The following is a 22,364-nucleotide window of genomic DNA, read 5'->3' on the forward strand; positions in this document are numbered from 1 at the left end:
AAGGAAATGCAGTCGCTGTGCCTGAACGTCGAGGTGCTCTCCAGCGACGGCATGTCCATCGAGATGCGCGACACCGACGAGGACGTCTTCCGCGCGGCGGAGGAGCTCGGTATCGATCTGTCCCGGCGTGAGCCGAGCAGCGTGGAAGAAGTCTGAGGGGGAGATCGCACAAATGCTGGACGTCAACTTCTTCGACGAGCTTCGGATCGGCCTCGCGACGGCCGACGACATCCGTCAGTGGTCGCACGGCGAGGTCAAGAAGCCGGAGACCATCAACTACCGGACCCTCAAGCCGGAAAAGGACGGACTCTTCTGCGAGAAGATCTTCGGCCCGACCCGCGACTGGGAGTGCTACTGCGGTAAGTACAAGCGGGTCCGGTTCAAGGGCATCATCTGTGAGCGCTGTGGCGTCGAGGTGACCCGTGCCAAGGTGCGTCGTGAGCGGATGGGCCACATCGAGCTGGCCGCGCCGGTCACGCACATCTGGTACTTCAAGGGCGTCCCGTCGCGCCTCGGCTACCTGCTCGACCTCGCCCCGAAGGACCTGGAGAAGGTCATCTACTTCGCGGCGTACATGATCACGCATGTCGACACCGAGATGCGTGAGCGTGACCTGCCCTCGCTGGAGGCGAAGATCTCCGTCGAGCGGCAGCACATCGAGCAGCGCCGTGACGCCGACGTCGAGTCCCGGCAGAAGAAGCTCGAGGCCGACCTGGCCGAGCTCGAGGCCGCCGGCGCCAAGGGCGACCAGCGCCGCAAGGTCCGTGAGGGCGCCGAGCGCGAGATGCGCCAGCTCCGCGACCGGGCCCAGCGCGAGCTGGACCGCCTCGACGAGGTCTGGAGCCGCTTCAAGAACCTCAAGGTCCAGGACCTCGAGGGCGACGAGCTGCTCTACCGCGAGATGCGCGACCGCTTCGGCCGCTACTTCAAGGGCGGCATGGGCGCGCAGGCGATCCAGGACCGCCTGATCAGCTTCGACCTCGACGCCGAGGCCGAGAACCTGCGCGAGACGATCCGCAGCGGCAAGGGCCAGAAGAAGGCCCGCGCCCTCAAGCGGCTCAAGGTCGTGTCGGCGTTCCTCAACACCACCAACTCGCCGCGCGGCATGGTGCTCGACTGCATCCCGGTCATCCCGCCGGACCTGCGCCCGATGGTGCAGCTCGACGGTGGCCGGTTCGCGACCTCCGACCTCAACGACCTCTACCGCCGGGTCATCAACCGGAACAACCGCCTCAAGAGGCTTCTCGACCTCGGTGCGCCCGAGATCATCGTGAACAACGAGAAGCGGATGCTCCAGGAGGCCGTCGACGCGCTGTTCGACAACGGCCGCCGCGGTCGCCCGGTCACCGGTCCCGGCAACAGGCCGCTGAAGTCCCTGAGCGACATGCTCAAGGGTAAGCAGGGTCGGTTCCGCCAGAACCTGCTGGGCAAGCGAGTCGACTACTCCGGCCGTTCGGTCATCGTCGTCGGCCCGCAGCTCAAGCTGCACCAGTGCGGTCTGCCCAAGCAGATGGCGCTGGAGCTGTTCAAGCCGTTCGTGATGAAGCGGCTGGTTGACCTCAACCACGCCCAGAACATCAAGTCGGCCAAGCGGATGGTCGAGCGCGCCCGCCCCGTGGTGTGGGACGTGCTCGAAGAGGTCATCACCGAGCACCCGGTGCTGCTCAACCGTGCTCCGACGCTCCACCGCCTGGGCATCCAGGCGTTCGAGCCGCAGCTGGTCGAGGGCAAGGCCATCCAGATCCACCCGCTCGTCTGCACCGCGTTCAACGCGGACTTCGACGGCGACCAGATGGCCGTGCACCTGCCGCTGTCGGCTGAGGCCCAGGCCGAGGCACGCATCCTGATGCTCTCGACCAACAACATCCTCAAGCCGGCCGACGGCAAGCCCGTGACGATGCCCACTCAGGACATGGTCATCGGCCTCTACTGGCTGACCACCCAGAAGGAAGGCGCCCGGGGCGAGGGTCGCGTGTTCGGCTCGATCGCCGAGGCGCAGATGGCCTTCGACCGCCGCGAGCTGGAGATCCAGGCGAAGATCCAGATCCGGCTCAAGGACGTCCTGCCGCCGCGCGAGTGGGTCGCTCCCGAGGGCTGGGAGCAGGGCGACCCGATCCGCCTGGAGACCACGTTCGGGCGGTGCCTGTTCAACCAGACGCTGCCCAACAGCTACCCGTTCGTCGACTTCCAGGTCGGCAAGAAGCAGCTGTCCACGATCGTGAACGAGCTGGCGGAGACCTATCCCAAGATCGAGGTCGCCGCTTCGCTCGACGCGCTCAAGGACGCCGGCTTCCGCTGGGCGACGCGCTCCGGTGTCACGATCTCGATCGAGGACGTCGTCGCGCCCCCGAACAAGACCGACATCATGGAGAACTACGAGCGCCGGGCCGACAAGGTCCAGCGCGAGTACGAGCGCGGTCTGATCACCGACGAGGAGCGCCGTCAGGAGCTCATCGAGATCTGGACGCACGCGACGGCCGACGTCGAGACCGACATGGTCAACGCCTTCCCGGCGACCAACCCGGTCTGGATGATGGTCAACTCCGGCGCCCGTGGTAACAAGATGCAGGTCCGGCAGATCGCCGGCATCCGCGGCCTGGTGTCCAACACCAAGGGTGAGACGATCCCGCGGCCGATCAAGGCCTCGTTCCGCGAGGGCCTGTCGGTGCTGGAGTACTTCATCTCCACCCACGGTCAGCGGAAGGGTCTGGCCGACACCGCTCTGCGTACCGCCGACTCGGGTTACCTGACCCGTCGTCTGGTGGACGTGGCGCAGGACGTCATCGTGCGCGAGATCGACTGCGGCACCGACCGCGCGGTCCCGCTGCACGTGGGCGAGCGTGACGCGTCGGGCAACCTGGTCAAGGCCGAGAACGCCGAGTCCAACGTGCACGGCCGCATCCTGGCCGAGGACGTCGAGGTCGACGGCAAGATCATCGCGGCTGCGGGCGTCGACATCAACGACACCCACGTGACCAAGCTGGTCGAGGCGGGCGTCGAGACCGTGCGCACCCGTAGCGCGCTGGTCTGCGAGGCCAAGATCGGTGTCTGCGCGACCTGCTACGGCCGCTCGCTGGCCACCGGCAAGCTCGTGGACGTCGGCGAGGCGGTCGGCATCATCGCCGCCCAGTCGATCGGTGAGCCCGGCACGCAGCTGACCATGCGTACGTTCCACACCGGTGGTGTGGCCGGCGCCGACATCACCCACGGTCTGCCCCGTGTCACGGAGCTGTTCGAGGCGCGCATCCCCAAGGGTGTCGCCCCGATCTCCGAGGCCGAGGGCCGGGCTCGCATCGACGAGACCGACAAGACCAGGAAGATCGTCATCACGCCGGACGACGGCTCGGAGGAGATCGCCTACCCGGTGTCGATGCGCTCGCGCCTGCTCGTGCAGGACGGCCAGCGGATCACGGTCGGGCAGCAGCTCGTCGCCGGTGCGGTCAACCCCAACGAGGTGCTGCGCATCCTCGGCCCGCGGGCCGTGCAGCTGCACCTGGTGGCGGAGGTCCAGCAGGTCTACCGGTCGCAGGGTGTGTCGATCCACGACAAGCACATCGAGATCATCGTGCGGCAGATGCTCAAGCGCGTGAACGTGCTGGAGTCCGGTGACACCGACCTGCTGCCCGGCGAGCTCGTGGAGCGGCCGCGCTTCGAGCAGATGAACCGCGAGACGGTGGCGGAGAGCGGCTCCCCGGCCGCCGGCCGTCCGGTGCTCATGGGCATCACGAAGGCGTCGCTGGCCACCGAGTCGTGGCTGTCGGCGGCCTCCTTCCAGGAGACGACCAGGGTGCTGACGGACGCGGCGATCCACGCCAAGTCCGACTCGCTGCTGGGCCTGAAGGAGAACGTCATCATCGGTAAGCTCATCCCGGCCGGCACCGGCATGCCGCAGTACCGGAACATCCGGGTCGAGCCGACCGAGGAGGCCAAGGCCGCCATGTACACCGTGGGTGGCTACGACGGCTCCGCCGCCGACTACACCTTCGGCACCGGCAGCGGCGAGGCTGTGCCGCTGGAGGAGTACGACTTCGGTCAGTACAACCGATAGCTCGAGGTAACGCGCCCGGGTCCCTCATGGAGGGGCCCGGGCGCTTTGCTGTTCCAAGGCCCTCTCCGTGCCTGTACGGGGCTGACAGCCCCTCCCAGGGGCCTCCACCCGCCCGCCGCTTGACCGGCTCTGTGTTTCCTGCCGTGTGAGTGGGCAGGCGACTGATGACGGCGCATGCCGTGGAGGCCGATACCCGTGCCGGCGTAGGCGGACTTGGGAAGGGGGTAGGAGGGTTTGGGAACGTCGTGCGGAGTGGTCGGGTGGCCCGATATCATGGCCTCCGGAGCTGTAGATGGGCTTGATGAAGTAGGCCCAAGCGACACGGAGTGGCAAGGCTTGTCCGCTTTGCCGCGCCGTTTTGACGTGTCGCGTGGGCCTGGGTAGTCTTGTGCATCGTGCCCGTCTCTATGCGGGCTCTCGACCGTGCGCTCATTACGGGCGTAGGACGGCTTCCTGGCTCGTAAACCTCGCGGGACGTCTGCGTGAATAGCGCGACACGCCCGAGCGCGGGGGCACCGGGTCGAGAAAAATCAGCAGGTCATGACACCGGCAGTACCTGCGAAATGCAGCACAACTGACGTATCACCGGCCAAGGCACGAAACGGAGTGGCAGTGCCCACTATTCAGCAGTTGGTCCGCAAGGGCCGGCAGGACAAGGTCTCCAAGACCAAGACTCCTGCCCTCAAGGGGAGTCCGCAGCGGCGCGGCGTCTGCCAGCGCGTTTACACCACGACTCCCAAGAAGCCCAACTCGGCACTGCGCAAGGTGGCCCGCGTTCGGCTCACGAACGGCATCGAGGTCACGGCCTACATCCCCGGTGTGGGTCACAACCTGCAGGAGCACTCCATCGTGCTCGTGCGTGGCGGTCGTGTGAAGGACCTGCCTGGTGTTCGCTACAAGATCATCCGCGGTTCGCTCGACACCCAGGGTGTCCGCAACCGCAAGCAGGCCCGTAGCCGCTACGGCGCGAAGAAGGAGAAGAGCTAACAATGCCTCGTAAGGGTTCTCCTGGCCGTCGTCAGCTCATGTCTGACCCGGTTTACAGCTCGCCGCTGGTGACCGCCCTGATCAACAAGGTGCTCCTGGACGGCAAGCGCTCCATCGCGCAGTCGATCGTCTACGGCGCCCTTGAGGGCTGCAGGGACAAGACCGGCAACGACCCGGTCGTCACCCTGAAGCGCGCGCTTGACAACGTCAAGCCGACCCTCGAGGTCCGCAGCCGTCGCGTCGGTGGCGCGACCTACCAGGTGCCGGTCGAGGTGCGCGCCGCGCGCAGCACCACCCTGGCCCTGCGCTGGCTGGTGCAGTACTCCCGCGCCCGCCGCGAGAAGACCATGACCGAGCGCCTCATGAACGAGCTCCTCGACGCCAGCAACGGCCTTGGGGCGAGTGTCAAGAAGCGCGAGGACACCCACAAGATGGCCGAGTCCAACAAGGCCTTCGCCCACTACCGCTGGTAGTGGATCCGACGAGACGACGAGGACGCGAGAGAAGTGGCCACGCAGACCGCTCTTGACCTGGCCAAGGTCCGAAACATCGGGATCATGGCCCATATCGACGCGGGCAAGACCACCACGACCGAGCGCATCCTGTTCTACACCGGCATCAACTACAAGATCGGTGAAGTCCACGAGGGCGCTGCCACGATGGACTGGATGGAGCAGGAGCAGGAGCGCGGCATTACGATCACGTCTGCCGCGACGACGTGCGAGTGGCTCGGCCACACCATCAACATCATCGACACCCCGGGTCACGTCGACTTCACCATCGAGGTGGAGCGTTCGCTCCGCGTCCTCGACGGTGCGGTCGCCGTGTTCGACGGCGTCGCGGGTGTCGAGCCGCAGTCGGAGACGGTGTGGCGCCAGGCTGACCGCTACGACGTCCCCCGTATCTGCTTCGTTAACAAGATGGACCGGGTCGGCGCGGAGTTCCACCGCTGCGTCGACATGATGATCAGCCGTCTGGGTGCGACCCCGGCTGTCGTCCAGCTTCCGTGGGGCGTTGAGGCCGACTTCAAGGGCGTCATCGACCTCATCAAGATGAAGGGTTACCTCTGGAGCGCCGAGGCGGCCAAGGGCGAGATGTACGACACCGTCGACATCCCGGCCGACCACGCCGATGCCGCTCGTGAGTGGCGTGACCGCCTCATCGAGACGGTCGCCGAGAACGACGACGAGCTGATGGAGCTCTTCCTCGAGGGCGTCGAGCCCACCGAGGAGCAGCTGGTCGCGGCCATCCGCCGCGCGACGCTGTCCAGCGCCATCAACCCGGTGCTCTGCGGCACCGCGTTCAAGAACAAGGGCGTGCAGCCCCTGCTCGACGCGATCGTCGCCTTCCTGCCCGCGCCGACCGACATCCCGGCCTTCAAGGGCCACGCGGTCGGCCACGAGGACAAGGTCATCGAGCGTCACGCGGACCCGAGCGAGCCGTTCTCCGCTCTGGCCTTCAAGATCGCCAGCGACCCGCACCTGGGCAAGCTCACCTACATCCGCATCTACTCGGGCACGCTCGAGACCGGTTCACAGGTCGTCAACTCTGTGAAGGGTAAGAAGGAGCGGATCGGCAAGATCTACCAGATGCACGCCAACAAGCGCGAGGAGCGCCCGACGGCCATCGCCGGTCAGATCGTCGCCGTCATGGGTCTGAAGGACACCACGACCGGTGACACGCTGTCCGACCCGTCGAACCAGGTCGTGCTCGAGTCGATGACGTTCCCGGCTCCGGTCATCAACGTCGCCATCGAGCCCAAGACCAAGGGCGACCAGGAGAAGCTGTCGACCGCCATCCAGCGGCTGGCCGAGGAGGACCCGTCCTTCCAGGTCCGCCGCGACGAGGAGACCGGTCAGACGGTCATCTGGGGCATGGGCGAGCTTCACCTGGAGATCCTCGTCGACCGCATGCGTCGCGAGTTCAAGGTCGAGGCCAACGTCGGCCGCCCGCAGGTGGCCTACCGCGAGACCATCCGCCGCAAGGTGGAGAAGCTCGACTACACCCACAAGAAGCAGACCGGTGGTTCCGGTCAGTTCGCGCGGGTGATCATCAACCTCGAGCCGCTGGGTGAAGGCAACGACGGCTACGAGTTCGAGAACAAGGTCACGGGTGGCCGTGTCCCGAGGGAGTACATCCCGTCGGTCGACGCGGGCGCCCAGGAGGCCGCCGAGTTCGGCGTGCTGGCCGGCTACCCGATGGTGGGCGTGAAGGTGACGCTCGTCGACGGTGCCGCGCACGACGTCGACTCCTCGGAAATGGCGTTCAAGATCGCCGGCTCGATGGCCTTCAAGGAGGCCGCGCGCAAGGCGGACGCAGTGCTTCTCGAGCCGATGATGGCCGTCGAGGTCACCACGCCCGAGGACTACATGGGTGATGTCATCGGTGACCTCAACGGTCGCCGCGGGCAGATCCAGTCTATGGACGAGCGGGCCGGTGCCCGTGTCGTCACGGCGCTCGTGCCGCTGTCTGAGATGTTCGGCTACGTGGGTGACCTGCGTAGCAAGACGCAGGGGCGCGCGAGCTACAGCATGCAGTTCGACTCCTATGCGGAGGTGCCCCCGGGCATCGCCAAGGAGATCGTCGCGAAGGCCCGGGGCGAATAGTCCAGGTCCTGAGGTGGCTGGGGTCGGCGGAGATCGTCGCCCCGCTGCCAAGGGGCCCGGGGCGAATAGTCCTGGTCCCTGGTGGGGTGGTGAGAGCCACCCCGCCGCCAAGGGGTTCGGGAACTCCCGGGCCCGAGTGTGTAGACGAAAGTCAGTCAGATTCTCAAGGAGAGAACCAGTGGGCAAGGCCAAGTTCGAGCGGACTAAGCCGCACATGAACATCGGCACCATTGGACACATCGACCACGGCAAGACCACGCTGACCGCGGCGATCACCAAGGTGCTTCACGACCGTTACCCCGAGCTGAACAAGGCGACCCCGTTCGACAAGATCGACAAGGCGCCGGAGGAGAAGGCTCGCGGTATTACGATCTCCATCGCGCACGTCGAGTACCAGACGGAGAAGCGTCACTACGCTCACGTTGACTGCCCCGGTCACGCCGACTACGTCAAGAACATGATCACCGGTGCCGCTCAGATGGACGGCGCCATCCTGGTGGTCGCCGCCACCGACGGCCCGATGCCGCAGACGAAGGAGCACGTCCTCCTGGCCCGCCAGGTCGGCGTCCCCTACATCGTCGTGGCTCTCAACAAGTCGGACATGGTGGACGACGAGGAGATCCTGGAGCTCGTCGAGCTCGAGGTCCGCGAGCTCCTCTCCGCTCAGGAGTTCCCCGGCGACGACCTGCCGGTCGTCCGCGTCTCCGCGCTCAAGGCTCTTGAGGGCGACGAGAAGTGGGCCGACAGCATCATCGAGCTGATGAACGCCGTCGACGAGAACGTCCCCGAGCCCCCGCGTGAGACGGAGAAGCCGTTCCTCATGCCGGTCGAGGACGTCTTCTCGATCACCGGTCGCGGCACCGTCGTCACCGGTCGTATCGAGCGCGGCATCGTCAAGGTCAACGAGCAGGTCGACATCATCGGCATCAAGCCGGAGAAGACGACCACCACCGTCACCAGCATCGAGATGTTCAACAAGATGCTCGACGAGGGTCACGCCGGTGACAACGCCGCCCTGCTGCTCCGCGGCATCAAGCGCGACGACGTCGAGCGCGGCCAGTGCATCATCAAGCCGGGCACGACCACCCCGCACACCGAGTTCACCGGCCAGGTCTACATCCTGTCCAAGGACGAGGGCGGCCGCCACACGCCGTTCTTCAACAACTACCGTCCGCAGTTCTACTTCCGTACGACTGACGTGACCGGTGTCGTGAACCTCCCCGAGGGCACGGAAATGGTCATGCCGGGCGACAACACCGAAATGCGCGTTGAGCTGATCCAGCCCATCGCCATGGAGGAAGGCCTCAAGTTCGCGATCCGTGAGGGTGGCCGCACCGTCGGCGCCGGCCGGGTCGTGAAGATCATCAAGTAGCTAGACCGTCGGGGCGGCGGTCGGCCCCGTACCTCGGAGCCGACCGCCGCAACGCGTGAGGACCTCACGTACGGCGCCGTGATCCAGCAGTTGCTTCGGCCAGCGACTTGTGACCGAAGTCACTGCCGGATCACGGAAGAAAAGGCAGATCGACTACGTCTGCCTCGTGGGGTTAAGCAGGCTTCGACCTGCACCAGAACAGCGGCAACAGGCCGCACGATACTTTTTCAGACGACAGCGAAGGACACCGAGGCCACTATGGCGGGACAGAAGATCCGCATCCGGCTTAAGGCCTATGACCACGAGGTCATCGACAGCTCGGCCAAGAAGATCGTCGAGACGGTGACGCGGACTGGCGCGAAGGTCGCGGGCCCGGTGCCGCTGCCGACCGAGAAGAACGTGTACTGCGTCATCCGCTCGCCGCACAAGTACAAGGACAGCCGCGAGCACTTCGAGATGCGCACGCACAAGCGGCTGATTGACATCATCGACCCGACCCCCAAGACGGTTGACTCGCTCATGCGGCTCGACCTCCCCGCGGGTGTCGACATTTCGATCAAGCTCTGAGGGAACGCACTGACATGGCTAAGACGATCAAGGGCGTCCTGGGCAAGAAGCTCGGCATGACCCAGGTCTTCGACGCGGACAACCGGATGGTACCGGTGACCGTGGTCGAGGCCGGTCCGTGCGTGGTGACCCGGGTCCGCACCGCCGACAAGGACGGCTACTCCGCCATCCAGCTCGGCTTCGGGCAGGTCGACCCCCGGAAGGTCAACAAGCCGCTCGGCGACTACCTGCGTAAGCACGACATCACCCCGCGCCGTTACTTCGCGGAGATCCGCACCGACGACGCGAGCGACTACACCCTGGGCCAGGAGCTGCTGGCCGACACCTTCGAGGCCGGCCAGTTCGTCGACGTGACGGGCAAGAGCAAGGGCAAGGGCTTCGCCGGTGTCATGAAGCGGCACGGCTTCGGTGGTCTGGGCGCGTCGCACGGTACGCAGCGCAAGCACCGTTCGCCGGGTTCCATCGGTGGCTGCGCCACCCCGGGCCGCGTTTTCAAGGGTCTGCGCATGGCTGGTCGGATGGGTAACGTCCGCACCACTGTGCAGAGCCTCAAGGTTCACTCCGTCGACGTCGAGAACGGTCTCATCCTGATCAAGGGTGCGATCCCCGGCGCCAACGGCAGCCTGGTCCTCGTTCGCACCTCTGCCAAGAAGGGGGCTGCCAAGTGAGCACCACCATTGACGTCCTCGACGCCAGCGGCGCGAAGGCCGGCACCGTAGAGCTGCCGGAGAACGTGTTCGGCGCCAAGGTCAACGTGCCGCTGATCCACCAGGTGGTCGTGGCCCAGCTCGCCGCTCGCCGGCAGGGCACCCACAAGGCCAAGACCCGTGGTGAGGTCTCCGGCGGCGGCAAGAAGCCGTACCGGCAGAAGGGCACCGGCCGCGCCCGTCAGGGCTCGACCCGCGCGCCGCAGTTCACCGGCGGTGGCACCGTCCACGGTCCCGTGCCGCGCGACTACTCGCAGCGCACGCCCAAGAAGATGAAGGCCGCCGCCCTGCGTGGCGCCCTCTCCGACCGGGCCGGCGGCGGTCGCGTCCACGTGGTCAGCTCGCTGATCGCGGGCGAGACCCCCAAGACCAAGGCCGCCCTGGAGGCGCTGCGCAAGGTCACCCAGGCTCCGCGCGTTCTCGTCGTGGTCGACGAGGCCGACGAGCTGACCTGGATGAGCCTGCGTAACGCTCCCGAGGTCCACCTCCTGGACGCCGGGCAGCTCAACACGTACGACGTGCTCGTGGCCGACGACGTGGTCTTCACGCAGGAGGCGTATGACCAGGTCGTCGCTCGCCTGAGCGAAAGCGGGAAGGAAGAGGCCTGATGGAGAAGATCGCCGACCCGCGCGACATCATCATCAAGCCGGTCGTCTCTGAGAAGAGCTACGGCCTGATCGATGAGAACAACAAGTACACGTTCCTGGTGAAGAAGACCGCGAACAAGACCCAGGTCAAGATCGCCGTCGAGCAGATCTTCGGGGTCAAGGTCACCAGCGTGAACACGATCAACCGGCAGGGCAAGCGCAAGCGCACCCGTACCGGTTACGGCAAGCGTCCCGACACCAAGCGCGCGATCGTGAGCCTGGTCGAGGGCGATCGGATCGACATCTTCGGTCAGATCGGCTGACAGCCATAGAAGTGAGTGCGGGGCCGCATGGTCCTGCGCGGGGCTGAGACCGTCGCACTTCGGTGCGGCGGGCTCACCCATGTAACCGACGAAGGATGAACGAAAAAGATGGGCATCCGTAAGTACAAGCCGACGACTCCGGGTCGCCGCGGGTCGAGTGTCTCGGACTTCTCCGAGATCACCCGCAGCACGCCCGAGAAGTCGCTGCTTGCGCCCCTTCACAGCAAGGGCGGCCGCAACGTACACGGCCGAGTCACCGCTCGCCACCAGGGCGGCGGTCACAAGCGCGCCTACCGGATCATTGACTTCCGTAGGCATGACAAGGACGGCATCCCGGCCAAGGTCGCTCACATCGAGTACGACCCCAACCGCACCGCCAACATCGCTCTGCTCCACTACGCCGATGGCGAGAAGCGCTACATCATCGCGCCGACGGGCCTCAAGCAGGGTGACCGTATCGAGAACGGCCCCGCTGCCGACATCAAGCCGGGCAACTGCCTGCCGCTGCGCAACATCCCGACCGGTACCTTCATCCACGCGGTGGAGCTCCGTCCGGGCGGCGGCGCCAAGCTCGGCCGTTCCGCGGGCGCTCAGATCCAGCTGCTCGCCAAGGAAGGCACGTACGCCACCCTGCGTATGCCGTCCGGCGAAATGCGCATGGTGGACGTGCGCTGCCGCGCGACGGTCGGCCAGGTCGGCAACGCCGAGCAGGCCAACATCAACTGGGGCAAGGCCGGCCGTATGCGTTGGAAGGGCAAGCGCCCGACCGTTCGCGGTGTCGCGATGAACCCCGTCGACCACCCGCACGGTGGTGGTGAGGGCAAGACCTCCGGTGGTCGCCACCCGGTGAACCCGAAGGGCAAGCCCGAGGGCCGCACCCGCCAGGCCAACAAGGCCAGCGACCGGCTGATCATCCGTCGTCGGAGCAAGAGGAAGAAGCGGTAGGAGCAGCCGAAATGCCACGTAGCCTTAAGAAGGGTCCCTTTGTGGACGATCACCTTCAGAAGAAGGTAGATGTCCAGAACGAGAAGGGCACCAAGAACGTCATCAAGACGTGGTCGCGGCGCTCCATGATCGTTCCCGACATGCTCGGGCACACGATCGCCGTGCACGACGGCCGCAAGCACGTCCCGGTCTTCGTGACCGAGTCGATGATCGGTCACAAGCTCGGAGAGTTCGCCCCCACGCGTACGTTCCGCAGCCACGTCAAGGAAGACCGCCGCAGCCGGCGGTAAGCGTCCCGGAAGTAGGAGAAAGCGATGGAAGCCAGGGCTCAGGCGCGGTTCGTCCGTGTCACGCCCCAGAAGGCCCGCCGTGTGGTGGACCTCATTCGCGGGCTGCCCGCTTCGGAGGCGCAGGCCGTGCTGCAGTTCGCTCCCCAGTCGGCGAGCGAGCCGATCTACAAGGTGCTCAGCAGCGCGATGGCGAACGCGGAGCACAACTTCGACCTCGACCCGCAGACGCTCGTCGTCAGCCGGGCGTGGGTCGACGAGGGCCCGACGCTGAAGCGGTTCCGCCCGCGTGCACAGGGTCGTGCCTATCGGATCAACAAGCGGACGAGCCACATCACTGTGATCGTGGAGTCCCGCGAGCCGAAGGGAAGGACCCGATAGTGGGCCAGAAGGTTAACCCGCACGGGTTCCGCCTCGGCATCACGACCGACTTCAAGAGCCGGTGGTACGCCGACAAGCTGTACAAGTCGTACGTCGCCGAGGACGTGGCGATCCGCCGCATGCTGCAGAAGGGCATGGAGCGGGCCGGCATCTCCAAGGTCGAGATCGAGCGCACGACGGACCGCGTGCAGGTGGACATCCACACCGCGCGTCCCGGCATCGTGATCGGCCGCCGCGGCGCCGAGGCGGACCGTATCCGTGGCGACCTGGAGAAGCTGACCAAGAAGCAGGTCCAGCTCAACATCCTCGAGGTCAAGAACCCGGAGATCGACGCGCAGCTCGTCGCGCAGGGCGTGGCCGAGCAGCTGTCCAGCCGTGTCTCGTTCCGCCGCGCCATGCGCAAGGCGATGCAGTCCGCCATGAAGTCCGGCGCCAAGGGCATCCGTGTCCAGTGCTCCGGTCGTCTGGGCGGCGCTGAGATGTCGAGGTCGGAGTTCTACCGCGAGGGCCGCGTGCCGCTGCACACCCTCCGCGCGGACATCGACTACGGCTTCTACGAGGCCCGTACGACCTTCGGCCGCATCGGCGTGAAGGTCTGGATCTACAAGGGCGAGGCTCCGACCAGCCGCGCCGAGCGCGAGGCGGCCGCTGCCGGTGCCCGTGCCGGCCAGCGTCGCGAGCGCGACGACCGTCGTGGTGGCGGCGCCGACCGTCCGCGTCGTGGTGGCGGCGACCGCCCCCGTCGTGGTGGCGGCCGTGGCGACCGCGCCCCCCGCACTGAGGCGGCCTCGCAGGCCGCCCCCGAGACCGGCCCGGCTGCGCAGCCGGGTGCTGAAGGGAGCTGACCATGCTGATCCCGCGCAGGGTCAAGCACCGCAAGCAGCACCGGCCCGACCGCAGCGGAGCCGCCAAGGGCGGCACCAGGGTCACGTTCGGCGAGTTCGGCATCCAGGCGATTGAGCACTCCTACGTGACCAACCGCCAGATCGAGTCCGCTCGTATCGCCATGACCCGTCACATCCGCCGTGGCGGCAAGGTGTGGATCAACATCTACCCCGACCGTCCGCTCACCAAGAAGCCTGCCGAGACCCGCATGGGTTCCGGTAAGGGTTCGCCTGAGTGGTGGATCGCCAACGTCAAGCCCGGACGCGTGATGTTCGAGCTGTCCGGCGTGGCGGAGCCGATCGCTCGCGAGGCACTTCAGCGTGCGATCCACAAGCTCCCGATGAAGTGCAAGATCGTTAAGCGTGAAGTGGGTGAGGCGTGATGGCTAAGGGCCTGACCGCCGGCGAGCTGCGGCTCGAGGACGAGGACACCCTCGTCCAGAAGCTGAAGGAGGCGAAGGAGGAGCTGTTCAACCTCCGCTTCCAGGCGGCGACCGGTCAGTTGGAGAGCCACGGGCGGCTGCGCGCCGTCCGCCGCGAGATCGCCCGTATCTACACCGTGATGCGCGAGCGCGAGCTGGGCATCGTCACGGTCGAGAAGGAGACGAGCGATGGCTGAGACCGAGACCACCGAGACCACCGACCAGCGGAACTTCCGTAAGGTCCGTGAGGGCCTCGTCGTGAGCGACAAGATGGACAAGACCGTCGTCGTCGCCGTCGAGGACCGCGTGAAGCACCGTCTGTACGGCAAGGTCATCCGCCGTACGACCAAGTACAAGGCGCACGACGAGGCCAACGCCTGTGGCGTGGGCGACCGCGTGCTGCTCATGGAGACCCGCCCCCTCTCCGCCACCAAGCGGTGGAGGGTCGTGGAGATCCTCGAGAAGGCCAAGTAACCCTTCCTTCTCGACATATACCGCGCCTCGTGGGGGCTCTCAGAGCCCCCATGACGGCGTCCAAGGACGCGGGGCCACATGTGGTCTCGCGTCGCCTGCGGTGCGGCGCCCACGGGTGCTGTGGCCGTGGGAACAAGACAACGACGGTTCCGCCAGGCTCAGAAATGAGAACCGGCGCGACTAACAGGAGTTCAAAGTGATCCAGCAGGAGTCGCGGCTCAAGGTCGCCGACAACACGGGCGCGAAGGAGATCCTTTGCATCCGTGTTCTCGGTGGCTCGGGCCGACGCTACGCCGGTATCGGCGACGTCATCGTCGCCACTGTCAAGGACGCGCTGCCCGGCAGCACTGGCGTCAAGAAGGGCGACGTGGTCAAGGCCGTCGTCGTCCGCACGGTCAAGGAGCGCCGCCGGCCCGACGGCTCCTACATCCGCTTCGACGAGAACGCCGCCGTCATCATCAAGGACAGCGGTGACCCTCGCGGCACTCGTATCTTCGGCCCGGTCGGCCGCGAGCTGCGTGACAAGAAGTTCATGCGGATCATCTCGCTCGCCCCGGAGGTGCTGTGATGCCGAAGTCGCTGCATGTGAAGAAGGGTGACCTGGTCCAGGTCATCGCCGGCAAGGACAAGGGTGCCAAGGGTCGCGTCATTGCCACGCTCCCGCGCGAGGACCGCGTGGTGGTCGAGGGCATCAACATGATCAAGAAGCACTCCAAGGAGACCCACCAGGGCCCGCGCGGCGCCAAGACCGGCGGCGTGCAGACCATGGAGGCCCCCATCCACGTCTCGAACGTGAAGAAGCTCAAGGACGAGAAGCCCGCCGACAAGAAGGCCGACGAGAAGAAGGCCGACGAGACGGGTGAGGACAGCTGATGACTGCCACGACCACTGAGACCGAGCGCCCGACGCCGCGACTCAAGACGAAGTACCGCGAGGAGATCGCGGCCCAGCTTCGCGAGCAGTTCGGCATCGAGAACGTCATGCAGATCCCGGCGCTGACCAAGATCAAGGTCAACATGGGCGTCGGCGAGGCGGCTCGCGACTCCAAGCTCATCGAGGGTGCTGTCCGCGACCTCACCGTGATCACCGGCCAGAAGCCGGCCGTCGTTCGCGCGCGCAAGTCCATCGCCCAGTTCAAGCTGCGCGAGGGCATGCCGATCGGCGCGCACGTCACGCTGCGCGGCGACCGCATGTGGGAGTTCCTCGACCGGCTGCTGGCGCTCGCGCTGCCCCGCATCAGGGACTTCCGCGGCCTGTCGCCCAAGCAGTTCGACGGGAACGGCAACTACACGTTCGGTCTGACCGAGCAGGTCATGTTCCACGAGGTCGACCAGGACAAGGTCGACCGTCCGCGGGGCATGGACATCACGATCGTGACCACCGCGAAGAACGACGACCAGGGCCGGGCGCTGCTGAAGCTCCTCGGCTTCCCCTTCAAGGAGGCCTGATCCAATGGCGAAGAAGTCGCTGATCGCCAAGGCGGGGCGCAAGCAGAAGTTCGAGGTCCGGGCGTACACCCGGTGCTCGCGTTGTGGCCGGCCGCGCGCCGTCTACCGCAAGTTCGGGCTCTGCCGCGTGTGCTTCCGCGAGATGGCGCACCGGGGCGAGCTGCCCGGTATCACCAAGTCGAGCTGGTAGATACCCTAAGGGGCGGCCTCAGGTCGCCCCTTCAGGTGATCATATTTTCAAATAGAAAACCGGACGTTCTATCTGAACGCCCATGACCACGCCGAAGGTCCACCGGCAGAGCGCTGCTTGGCCGACTGGAAACCGCGGCGAGGAAGGCCACTGGCCATGACGATGACCGACCCGATCGCAGACATGCTCACGCGTCTGCGTAACGCGAACTCGGCGTACCACGAGAGCGTGTCGATGCCGTACTCGAAGATCAAGGCGCACATCGCCGAGATCCTCCAGCAGGAGGGTTACATCCAGGCTTGGACCGTCGAAGACGCCAAGGTTGGCAAGAACCTCGTGGTGGAGCTCAAGTTCGGGCCTACCCGTGAGCGGTCGCTCGCGGGCCTGCGCCGGGTTTCCAAGCCCGGTCTGCGGGTTTATGCGAAGAAGGACAACCTGCCTCGAGTCCTGGGCGGACTGGGCGTCGCGATCATCTCGACGTCCCACGGCCTCATGACCGACAAGCAGGCCGGCAAGCGTGGTGTGGGCGGGGAAGTCCTCGCCTACGTCTGGTAGAGGGGAGGAACACAGCATGTCGAGAATCGGACGGCTGCCCATCCCTGTGCCCGGCGGCGTAGACATCACGATCGACGGCCAGGATGTCCAGGTGAAGGGCCCGAAGGGCACGCTTTCTCACACGGTCGCGACGCCCATCACGGTCGCTCGCGACGAGGACGGCGCCATCGCCGTCACCCGGCCCAACGACGAGAACAAGGTCCGTGCGCTGCACGGTCTGTCCCGGACGCTGATCGCCAACATGGTGCAGGGCGTCACCCAGGGGTACTCCAAGTCCCTGGAGATCGTCGGCGTCGGTTACCGCGTCCAGGCCAAGGGCCCGACGCAGCTGGAGTTCTCTCTGGGCTTCAGTCACCCGGTCATCGTGGACGCCCCCGAGGGCGTCACCTTCCGCGTCGAGAAGCCGACCCTGTTCCACGTGGACGGCATCGACAAGCAGAAGGTCGGCGAGGTCGCGGCCAACATCCGCAAGTTGCGCAAGCCTGACCCGTACAAGGGCAAGGGCGTGCGCTACCAGGGCGAACAGATCCGCCGCAAGGTCGGAAAGGCTGGTAAGTAGGCATGGCTCCGAAGACTGCGTTCAGCAAGCACACGGCTGCCCGCACCGTCTCGCGGGCCCGCCGTCACCGCCGCGTCCGCAAGAACGTCGTCGGTACGACTGCGCGTCCGCGCCTGGTCGTCAACCGTTCGACGCGTCACATGTTCGTCCAGATCGTGGACGACACCGTCGGCCACACGCTGGTGAGCGCGTCCACCATGGACCCCTCGCTGCGCGCGCTCGAGGCGGACAAGACCGAGAAGGCGAAGAAGGTCGGCGAGCTCCTCGCTCAGCGGGCCAAGGAAGCCGGGATCACCGCTGTCGTGTTCGACCGCGGTGGCAACCGCTACGCCGGCCGCATCGCGGCTCTGGCGGACAGCGCCCGCGAAGGCGGGCTCGAGTTCTGATGGCAACTGAGAAGAGGAACCACTGATGGCTGCAGCTCCGCGTCGCGGTGGCGGCACCGGTGGCGAGCGGCGGGACCGTCGTGACGATCGCCGCGGTGGCGCCGCCGACAAGGGCGTCTCGTACATCGAGCGCGTAGTGAAGATCAACCGAGTGGCCAAGGTCGTGAAGGGTGGTCGTCGCTTCAGCTTCACCGCCCTCGTCGTCGTCGGTGACGGCAACGGCTTGGTCGGCGTCGGCTACGGCAAGGCCAAGGAAGTGCCCGCGGCCATTGCCAAGGGCGTCGAAGAGGCGAAGAAGCACTTCTTCAAGGTGCCTCGGATCCAGGGCACCATCCCGCACACCGTGCAGGGCGAGGAGGCGGCCGGTGTCGTCTTCCTGCGTCCGGCCTCGGCCGGTACCGGCGTCATCGCCGGTGGCCCGGTGCGCGCGGTGCTGGAGTGCGCCGGCATCCATGACGTGCTGTCCAAGTCGCTCGGCTCGGACAACCCGATCAACATCGTGCACGCCACCGTGGCGGCTCTGAAGGGTCTTTCGCGGCCCGAGGAGATCGCCGCCCGCCGTGGCCTGCCGATCGAGGACGTCGCTCCTGCCCGCATGCTGAAGGCTCAGCGTGAGGGTCTCGCCGAGGCGGCGGCCGCGAAGGCGGTGAGCTAGTCATGGCACGCCTGAAGATCACTCAGGTTCGCTCGAAGATCGGTGGCAAGCAGAACCAGCGTGACTCGCTGCGTTCGCTTGGCCTGAAGCGAATCGGCGACGTCGTCGTCAAGGAGGACCGGCCCGAGATTCGCGGGATGGTCGCCGTGGTGACGCACCTCGTCGAGGTGGAAGAGGTCGACTAGTCATGACTGACAAGGCTCCGCTCAAGATTCACGACCTGCGTCCCGCCCCCGGCGCCAACAAGGCCAAGATCCGCAAGGGTCGCGGCGAGGCGTCGAAGGGCAAGACCGCCGGTCGCGGCACCAAGGGCAGCCACGCCCGTACGACGGTCCCCCTCGGCTTCGAGGGTGGCCAGGTGCCGCTGCAGAGGCGTCTGCCGAAGCTCAAGGGCTTCTCCAACGCCCTGTTCAAGACGACCTACCAGGTCGTCAACCTCGACAGGCTCGGTGAGCTGTTCCCCGAGGGTGGCGAGGTCACCGTCGAGGCGCTGGTCGCCAAGGGTGCTGTTCGCAAGAACCAGCTCGTGAAGGTGCTCGGCACCGGCGAGATCTCGGTCGCGGTGAACGTTCAGGCTCACGCCTTCTCGTCCTCCGCGAAGGAGAAGATCGCCGCTGCGGGTGGTTCCGTTACCGAGCTGTAAGAGCTATTACGCGGCGTGGGGGCTTTGACAAATGCCCCCACGCCCGTAGTGCGTTAGAGTTCGCGAGACGGCAGGCTTCTGTCCGGCTCGTTAGACCTAAGACTTGAGATGGCAGATCCCCGCACCATCGCATACTCACATCGCCGTAAAGGCGCGCAGGAGGGACCGTGCTGACCGCGTTTACCCGGGCGTTCCGGACACCGGACCTGCGCAAGAAGTTGCTCTTCACCCTGGGCATCATCGCGCTTTTCCGTCTCGGCTCGGTTCTTCCGACTCCGGGAGTTCACGTCCAGAACCTCGCGGCCTGTTTCGAGCAGGCCCGTAACGGAGCCGCCGGCAACATCTACGGGATGGTGCAGCTTTTCAGCGGTGGTGCGCTCCTGAAGCTGTCGGTGTTCGCGCTGGGCATCATGCCGTACATCACCGCGAGCATCATTCTTCAGCTGCTCGTCGTCGTGATTCCGCGTCTCGAGGCGTTGAAGAAGGAGGGGCAGGCCGGTCAGGCCAAGATCACGCAGTATACGCGTTATCTGACCATTGGCCTCGCCATCCTGCAGTCGACCGCGTTCATCGCGCTGGCCCGCACCGGGCAGCTCTTCCCGAACTGCCAGCAGGACGTGCTGCTCGACCCCGACAACATCTTCATGATCGTCACCATGGTGGTCATCATGACGGCCGGCACCTCGGTGATCATGTGGCTCGGTGAGCTCGTCACCGACCGCGGCGTCGGCAACGGCATGTCCATCCTGATCTTCACGCAGGTCGTCGCGGTCTTCCCGGCCGAGCTGACCAACATCTTCAAGGCCAACACCTTCACGTTCGCGGTCGTCATGGTGGTCGGCATCTTCATGATCGCCGCCGTGGTCTTCGTCGAGCAGGCGCAGCGGCGCATCCCGGTCCAGTACGCCAAGCGGATGGTCGGGCGCAGGATGTACGGCGGCACGTCCACGTACATCCCGCTGAAGGTCAACCAGGCCGGCATCATCCCGGTCATCTTCGCGTCCTCGCTGCTCTACCTGCCGCAGTTGCTCACGTCGCTCTTCCAGACGTCCGACAACGCGGCCATCCGCTGGATCTCGCAGAACCTGGCCACGGGCGACACCCCGATCTACATGACCACGTTCTTCGTGCTGATCATCTTCTTCACGTACTTCTACGTGTCCATCACGTTCAACCCCACTGAAGTCGCCGACAACATGAAGAAGTACGGTGGTTTCATTCCGGGCATCCGCCCCGGCCGGCCGACGGCTGAATACCTGAACTTCGTGCTCACTCGTCTGACCGCGCCGGGCTCGCTCTATCTGGGTCTCATCGCCATGGTCCCGATCATCGCGCTCGCGGTGTCCGGTGCGAGCCAGAACTTCCCGTTCGGAGGGACGAGTATTCTGATCATGGTAGGCGTCGGCCTGGACACCGTTAAGCAGATCGAGAGCCAGCTGCAGCAGCGTAACTACGAAGGTTTCCTGCGGTAGTGCGTCTCGTTCTCGTCGGGCCCCCCGGAGCGGGTAAGGGGACGCAGGCCCAGTACATCGCATCCAACCTGTCCATCCCGAAGATCTCGACAGGTGATATTTTCCGTGCCAACGTCTCGGGGGGCACGGAGCTTGGCAAGCTGGCCAAGACGTACATGGACCGTGGTGATCTGGTGCCCGACGAGGTCACCATCGCCATGGTCCGTGACCGTCTGTCCGAGGCCGATGCGCAGGACGGGTTCCTGCTCGACGGCTTCCCGAGGAACGTCGCGCAGGCGGAGATCCTTCGCGACATGCTCAAGGACTGGGGCCAGGCGCTCGACCTCGTACTCGAGCTCGTCGTCGACGACGACGAGGTGGTCAGGCGGCTGGCCGGCCGGCGCACCTGCAGCCAGTGCGGCCGCATCTGGCACGTCGAGTTCGACGACAAGAAGGACGACAGGTGCGACGCGTGCGGGGGCGCGCTCTTCCAGCGTGACGACGACAAGGAGGAGACCGTCAGGCACCGCCTGGAGGTCTACCAGGAGCAGACGGCGCCGCTGGTCTCCTACTACGCCGACGAGGGCATCCTCGTGGGGGTGGACGCGACGGGTCCGGTGGAGGAGGTCACCCAGCGGGCCATGGAGCAGATCCGCCCGTATATGGGCTAGTACCACATACGACCGATTTGCGGAGGTGGCACGGGATTCCGTGCCACCTCGCGGTTATTGTGGGGGAATTGGGCCCCCAGCGTGGCCCGTTGAGTGACCCAGGGGGGCACAAGATGTTCAAACGGAACAAACACGGCATCCAGATCAAGTCGCCGGAGCAGCTGGAGAAGATGCGGGCGGCGGGCCTGGTGGTCGGGCGCACGCTCGACCTGCTCAAGCGCACGGTCGAGCCCGGCATGACGCCGCTCGACCTCGACGTCATCGCCGAGAAGGCGATCAGGGACGAGGGCGCGATCCCGTCGTTCAAGGGCTACCAGGGCTTTCCGGCGACGATCTGCGCGTCGGTCAACAACGAGGTCGTGCACGGCATCCCGACCGACGCCCGCAAGCTGCGCGAGGGCGACATCATCTCGATCGACTGCGGCGCGATCCTGGACGGCTGGCACGGCGACTCGGCCGTCACGGTGCCGGTCGGCGAGGTGGACCCCAAGCTGACCGAGCTGATGCGGATCACGGAAGAGGCCATGTGGCGCGGCATCGCCGCGCTGAAGGTCGGCCGCCACCTCTCCGACATCGGCTACGAGGTGGAGCGGTACGTCAAGTCGCAGGGCCGCTTCGGCATCCCTCCGGAGTACGGCGGCCACGGCATCGGCACCGAGATGCACATGGACCCGTGGATCGCCAACCACGGCAGGCCAGGCAAGGGCCCGGTGCTGGAAGAGGGCATGTGCCTGGCCATCGAGCCCATGGTGAACCTCGGCACCGAGCGCACCCGCGTGCTGGCCGACGACTGGACCGTGGTGACGATCGACGGCAAGCACTCCGCCCACTTCGAGCACAGCGTCGCGGTGACACATAATGGTCCTTGGGTGCTTACCGCCCTGGACGGGGGCGAAGAGCGCCTGTCCCAACCGCAGAACTGACCCCCGGGAGTGGGTGGGATGGCGAACAGCCCCGAGATGCGAGCCTCCGACGCCGATCGCGACCGCGTCGCCGCCATCCTCCGCGAGCACACCGCGCAGGGCCGCATCACGATGGACGAGTTCAACGAGCGGCTCGAACAGCTCTACAAGAGCAGGACGTACGGGGAACTGGCCAGGCTGACGGCCGACCTGCCGGACGTGGACCTGCGCCACGCGCCCGCCAAGGTGTCCCAGACCCCCGAACGGCGGGGTGGCATGCATCCCGGCATGAAGGCGGCCTGGGGCGCCTGGGC

30 protein-coding genes are annotated in these 22,364 nt (G+C 66.1%); all 30 read left to right on the forward strand.

Features of this window, described 5'->3' with window-relative positions; all coding sequences use genetic code 11:
* The first annotated feature begins 172 nt into the window (after positions 1–172).
* Positions 173–4,048 (forward strand): DNA-directed RNA polymerase subunit beta', encoded by a 3,876-nt coding sequence (locus AB0J64_RS53050; protein WP_364045501.1) that lies wholly within the window; start codon positions 173–175, stop codon positions 4,046–4,048.
* A gap of 612 nt (positions 4,049–4,660) precedes the next feature.
* Positions 4,661–5,035 (forward strand): 30S ribosomal protein S12, encoded by a 375-nt coding sequence (rpsL, locus tag AB0J64_RS53055; RefSeq protein WP_020542315.1) that lies wholly within the window; start codon positions 4,661–4,663, stop codon positions 5,033–5,035.
* Between the two features lie 2 nt (positions 5,036–5,037).
* The gene (rpsG, locus tag AB0J64_RS53060) at positions 5,038–5,508 is read left to right on the forward strand and encodes a 30S ribosomal protein S7 (protein ID WP_138670613.1); all 471 of its coding nucleotides are present in this window, start codon (positions 5,038–5,040) and stop codon (positions 5,506–5,508) included.
* A 33-nt stretch (positions 5,509–5,541) separates the two neighbouring features.
* Positions 5,542–7,641 (forward strand): elongation factor G, encoded by a 2,100-nt coding sequence (gene fusA / locus AB0J64_RS53065; RefSeq protein WP_364045503.1) that lies wholly within the window; start codon positions 5,542–5,544, stop codon positions 7,639–7,641.
* A gap of 178 nt (positions 7,642–7,819) precedes the next feature.
* Positions 7,820–9,013 carry an elongation factor Tu gene (tuf, locus tag AB0J64_RS53070; RefSeq protein WP_344997595.1) on the forward strand — a complete coding sequence of 398 codons (1,194 nt, stop codon included), beginning with the start codon at positions 7,820–7,822 and terminating at the stop codon, positions 9,011–9,013.
* Positions 9,014–9,271: 258 nt separating this feature from the next.
* On the forward strand, positions 9,272–9,580 hold the full coding sequence (gene rpsJ / locus AB0J64_RS53075) for a 30S ribosomal protein S10 (RefSeq protein WP_012887830.1): 309 nt from the start codon (positions 9,272–9,274) through the stop codon (positions 9,578–9,580).
* Positions 9,581–9,594: 14 nt separating this feature from the next.
* Complete coding sequence (rplC, locus tag AB0J64_RS53080) at positions 9,595–10,248, forward strand: 50S ribosomal protein L3 (RefSeq protein WP_344997593.1); 654 nt, start codon at positions 9,595–9,597, stop codon at positions 10,246–10,248.
* Positions 10,245–10,895 carry a 50S ribosomal protein L4 gene (gene rplD, locus AB0J64_RS53085; protein WP_364045506.1) on the forward strand — a complete coding sequence of 217 codons (651 nt, stop codon included), beginning with the start codon at positions 10,245–10,247 and terminating at the stop codon, positions 10,893–10,895. The genes rplC and rplD overlap by 4 nt, the downstream gene beginning before the upstream one ends.
* The gene (gene rplW / locus AB0J64_RS53090) at positions 10,895–11,197 is read left to right on the forward strand and encodes a 50S ribosomal protein L23 (protein WP_080043238.1); all 303 of its coding nucleotides are present in this window, start codon (positions 10,895–10,897) and stop codon (positions 11,195–11,197) included. The genes rplD and rplW overlap by 1 nt, the downstream gene beginning before the upstream one ends.
* Positions 11,198–11,305: 108 nt before the next feature.
* On the forward strand, positions 11,306–12,142 hold the full coding sequence (rplB, locus tag AB0J64_RS53095; protein ID WP_043623439.1) for a 50S ribosomal protein L2: 837 nt from the start codon (positions 11,306–11,308) through the stop codon (positions 12,140–12,142).
* An 11-nt stretch (positions 12,143–12,153) separates the two neighbouring features.
* Positions 12,154–12,432, forward strand: coding sequence for a 30S ribosomal protein S19 (rpsS, locus tag AB0J64_RS53100; protein WP_012887835.1), 279 nt, complete (start codon positions 12,154–12,156; stop codon positions 12,430–12,432).
* Between the two features lie 24 nt (positions 12,433–12,456).
* Positions 12,457–12,810, forward strand: a complete 354-nt coding sequence (rplV, locus tag AB0J64_RS53105) for a 50S ribosomal protein L22 (protein ID WP_020542306.1) — start codon at positions 12,457–12,459, stop codon at positions 12,808–12,810.
* A complete protein-coding gene (gene rpsC / locus AB0J64_RS53110; protein ID WP_344997586.1) occupies positions 12,810–13,655 on the forward strand; it encodes a 30S ribosomal protein S3 in 846 nt (281 codons plus the stop codon). The genes rplV and rpsC overlap by 1 nt, the downstream gene beginning before the upstream one ends.
* 2 nt (positions 13,656–13,657) lie before the next feature.
* The gene (gene rplP, locus AB0J64_RS53115) at positions 13,658–14,077 is read left to right on the forward strand and encodes a 50S ribosomal protein L16 (RefSeq protein ID WP_344997584.1); all 420 of its coding nucleotides are present in this window, start codon (positions 13,658–13,660) and stop codon (positions 14,075–14,077) included.
* Positions 14,077–14,313: a 50S ribosomal protein L29 gene (gene rpmC, locus AB0J64_RS53120; RefSeq protein WP_106253417.1), complete on the forward strand. Its 237-nt coding sequence runs from the start codon at positions 14,077–14,079 to the stop codon at positions 14,311–14,313. Before rplP ends, rpmC begins: the two co-directional genes overlap by 1 nt.
* A complete protein-coding gene (rpsQ, locus tag AB0J64_RS53125) occupies positions 14,306–14,590 on the forward strand; it encodes a 30S ribosomal protein S17 (RefSeq protein ID WP_344997582.1) in 285 nt (94 codons plus the stop codon). The genes rpmC and rpsQ overlap by 8 nt, the downstream gene beginning before the upstream one ends.
* A 196-nt stretch (positions 14,591–14,786) precedes the next feature.
* Positions 14,787–15,158 (forward strand): 50S ribosomal protein L14, encoded by a 372-nt coding sequence (gene rplN, locus AB0J64_RS53130; protein ID WP_043623452.1) that lies wholly within the window; start codon positions 14,787–14,789, stop codon positions 15,156–15,158.
* Positions 15,159–15,169: 11 nt separating this feature from the next.
* Positions 15,170–15,463, forward strand: a complete 294-nt coding sequence (gene rplX / locus AB0J64_RS53135; RefSeq protein WP_345002200.1) for a 50S ribosomal protein L24 — start codon at positions 15,170–15,172, stop codon at positions 15,461–15,463.
* Positions 15,463–16,038 (forward strand): 50S ribosomal protein L5, encoded by a 576-nt coding sequence (gene rplE, locus AB0J64_RS53140; RefSeq protein WP_106253395.1) that lies wholly within the window; start codon positions 15,463–15,465, stop codon positions 16,036–16,038. The genes rplX and rplE overlap by 1 nt, the downstream gene beginning before the upstream one ends.
* A gap of 4 nt (positions 16,039–16,042) precedes the next feature.
* Positions 16,043–16,228, forward strand: a complete 186-nt coding sequence (locus tag AB0J64_RS53145; protein WP_020542298.1) for a type Z 30S ribosomal protein S14 — start codon at positions 16,043–16,045, stop codon at positions 16,226–16,228.
* Between the two features lie 156 nt (positions 16,229–16,384).
* The gene (rpsH, locus tag AB0J64_RS53150; protein WP_138670600.1) at positions 16,385–16,783 is read left to right on the forward strand and encodes a 30S ribosomal protein S8; all 399 of its coding nucleotides are present in this window, start codon (positions 16,385–16,387) and stop codon (positions 16,781–16,783) included.
* A 16-nt stretch (positions 16,784–16,799) separates the two neighbouring features.
* A complete protein-coding gene (gene rplF / locus AB0J64_RS53155) occupies positions 16,800–17,342 on the forward strand; it encodes a 50S ribosomal protein L6 (RefSeq protein WP_364045510.1) in 543 nt (180 codons plus the stop codon).
* Positions 17,343–17,344: 2 nt separating this feature from the next.
* On the forward strand, positions 17,345–17,728 hold the full coding sequence (gene rplR, locus AB0J64_RS53160) for a 50S ribosomal protein L18 (protein WP_344997575.1): 384 nt from the start codon (positions 17,345–17,347) through the stop codon (positions 17,726–17,728).
* Positions 17,729–17,753: 25 nt separating this feature from the next.
* Positions 17,754–18,383, forward strand: a complete 630-nt coding sequence (gene rpsE / locus AB0J64_RS53165; RefSeq protein ID WP_091090115.1) for a 30S ribosomal protein S5 — start codon at positions 17,754–17,756, stop codon at positions 18,381–18,383.
* A 2-nt stretch (positions 18,384–18,385) separates the two neighbouring features.
* Positions 18,386–18,568, forward strand: a complete 183-nt coding sequence (gene rpmD / locus AB0J64_RS53170) for a 50S ribosomal protein L30 (protein ID WP_020542293.1) — start codon at positions 18,386–18,388, stop codon at positions 18,566–18,568.
* A gap of 2 nt (positions 18,569–18,570) precedes the next feature.
* Entirely contained in the window at positions 18,571–19,026 is a 456-nt protein-coding gene (rplO, locus tag AB0J64_RS53175; protein ID WP_357616913.1) for a 50S ribosomal protein L15, read from the forward strand.
* 167 nt (positions 19,027–19,193) lie between these two features.
* Positions 19,194–20,498, forward strand: coding sequence for a preprotein translocase subunit SecY (gene secY / locus AB0J64_RS53180; protein WP_364045513.1), 1,305 nt, complete (start codon positions 19,194–19,196; stop codon positions 20,496–20,498).
* Complete coding sequence (locus tag AB0J64_RS53185) at positions 20,498–21,148, forward strand: adenylate kinase (protein ID WP_344997569.1); 651 nt, start codon at positions 20,498–20,500, stop codon at positions 21,146–21,148. Before secY ends, AB0J64_RS53185 begins: the two co-directional genes overlap by 1 nt.
* A gap of 113 nt (positions 21,149–21,261) precedes the next feature.
* Positions 21,262–22,071: a type I methionyl aminopeptidase gene (gene map, locus AB0J64_RS53190; RefSeq protein ID WP_364045515.1), complete on the forward strand. Its 810-nt coding sequence runs from the start codon at positions 21,262–21,264 to the stop codon at positions 22,069–22,071.
* 18 nt (positions 22,072–22,089) lie between these two features.
* Positions 22,090–22,364: DUF1707 domain-containing protein (locus AB0J64_RS53195; RefSeq protein WP_364045517.1), on the forward strand; the 275-nt coding region annotated here is incomplete at its 3' end.

This window comes from Nonomuraea sp. NPDC049695 (assembly GCF_040674955.1).
Lineage (GTDB): Bacteria > Actinomycetota > Actinomycetes > Streptosporangiales > Streptosporangiaceae > Nonomuraea > Nonomuraea helvata.

Coding starts and splice junctions, on each gene's coding strand:
- AB0J64_RS53050 (WP_364045501.1), top strand. CDS start 173: ATGCTGGACGTCAACTTCTTCGACGAGCTTCGGATCGGCCTCGCGACG.
- rpsG (WP_138670613.1), top strand. CDS start 5,038: ATGCCTCGTAAGGGTTCTCCTGGCCGTCGTCAGCTCATGTCTGACCCG.
- rpsJ (WP_012887830.1), top strand. CDS start 9,272: ATGGCGGGACAGAAGATCCGCATCCGGCTTAAGGCCTATGACCACGAG.
- rplC (WP_344997593.1), top strand. CDS start 9,595: ATGGCTAAGACGATCAAGGGCGTCCTGGGCAAGAAGCTCGGCATGACC.
- rplW (WP_080043238.1), top strand. CDS start 10,895: ATGGAGAAGATCGCCGACCCGCGCGACATCATCATCAAGCCGGTCGTC.
- rplB (WP_043623439.1), top strand. CDS start 11,306: ATGGGCATCCGTAAGTACAAGCCGACGACTCCGGGTCGCCGCGGGTCG.
- rpsS (WP_012887835.1), top strand. CDS start 12,154: ATGCCACGTAGCCTTAAGAAGGGTCCCTTTGTGGACGATCACCTTCAG.
- rplV (WP_020542306.1), top strand. CDS start 12,457: ATGGAAGCCAGGGCTCAGGCGCGGTTCGTCCGTGTCACGCCCCAGAAG.
- rplP (WP_344997584.1), top strand. CDS start 13,658: ATGCTGATCCCGCGCAGGGTCAAGCACCGCAAGCAGCACCGGCCCGAC.
- rpmC (WP_106253417.1), top strand. CDS start 14,077: ATGGCTAAGGGCCTGACCGCCGGCGAGCTGCGGCTCGAGGACGAGGAC.
- rpsQ (WP_344997582.1), top strand. CDS start 14,306: ATGGCTGAGACCGAGACCACCGAGACCACCGACCAGCGGAACTTCCGT.
- rplE (WP_106253395.1), top strand. CDS start 15,463: ATGACTGCCACGACCACTGAGACCGAGCGCCCGACGCCGCGACTCAAG.
- AB0J64_RS53145 (WP_020542298.1), top strand. CDS start 16,043: ATGGCGAAGAAGTCGCTGATCGCCAAGGCGGGGCGCAAGCAGAAGTTC.
- rpsH (WP_138670600.1), top strand. CDS start 16,385: ATGACGATGACCGACCCGATCGCAGACATGCTCACGCGTCTGCGTAAC.
- rplF (WP_364045510.1), top strand. CDS start 16,800: ATGTCGAGAATCGGACGGCTGCCCATCCCTGTGCCCGGCGGCGTAGAC.
- rplR (WP_344997575.1), top strand. CDS start 17,345: ATGGCTCCGAAGACTGCGTTCAGCAAGCACACGGCTGCCCGCACCGTC.
- rpsE (WP_091090115.1), top strand. CDS start 17,754: ATGGCTGCAGCTCCGCGTCGCGGTGGCGGCACCGGTGGCGAGCGGCGG.
- rpmD (WP_020542293.1), top strand. CDS start 18,386: ATGGCACGCCTGAAGATCACTCAGGTTCGCTCGAAGATCGGTGGCAAG.
- rplO (WP_357616913.1), top strand. CDS start 18,571: ATGACTGACAAGGCTCCGCTCAAGATTCACGACCTGCGTCCCGCCCCC.
- map (WP_364045515.1), top strand. CDS start 21,262: ATGTTCAAACGGAACAAACACGGCATCCAGATCAAGTCGCCGGAGCAG.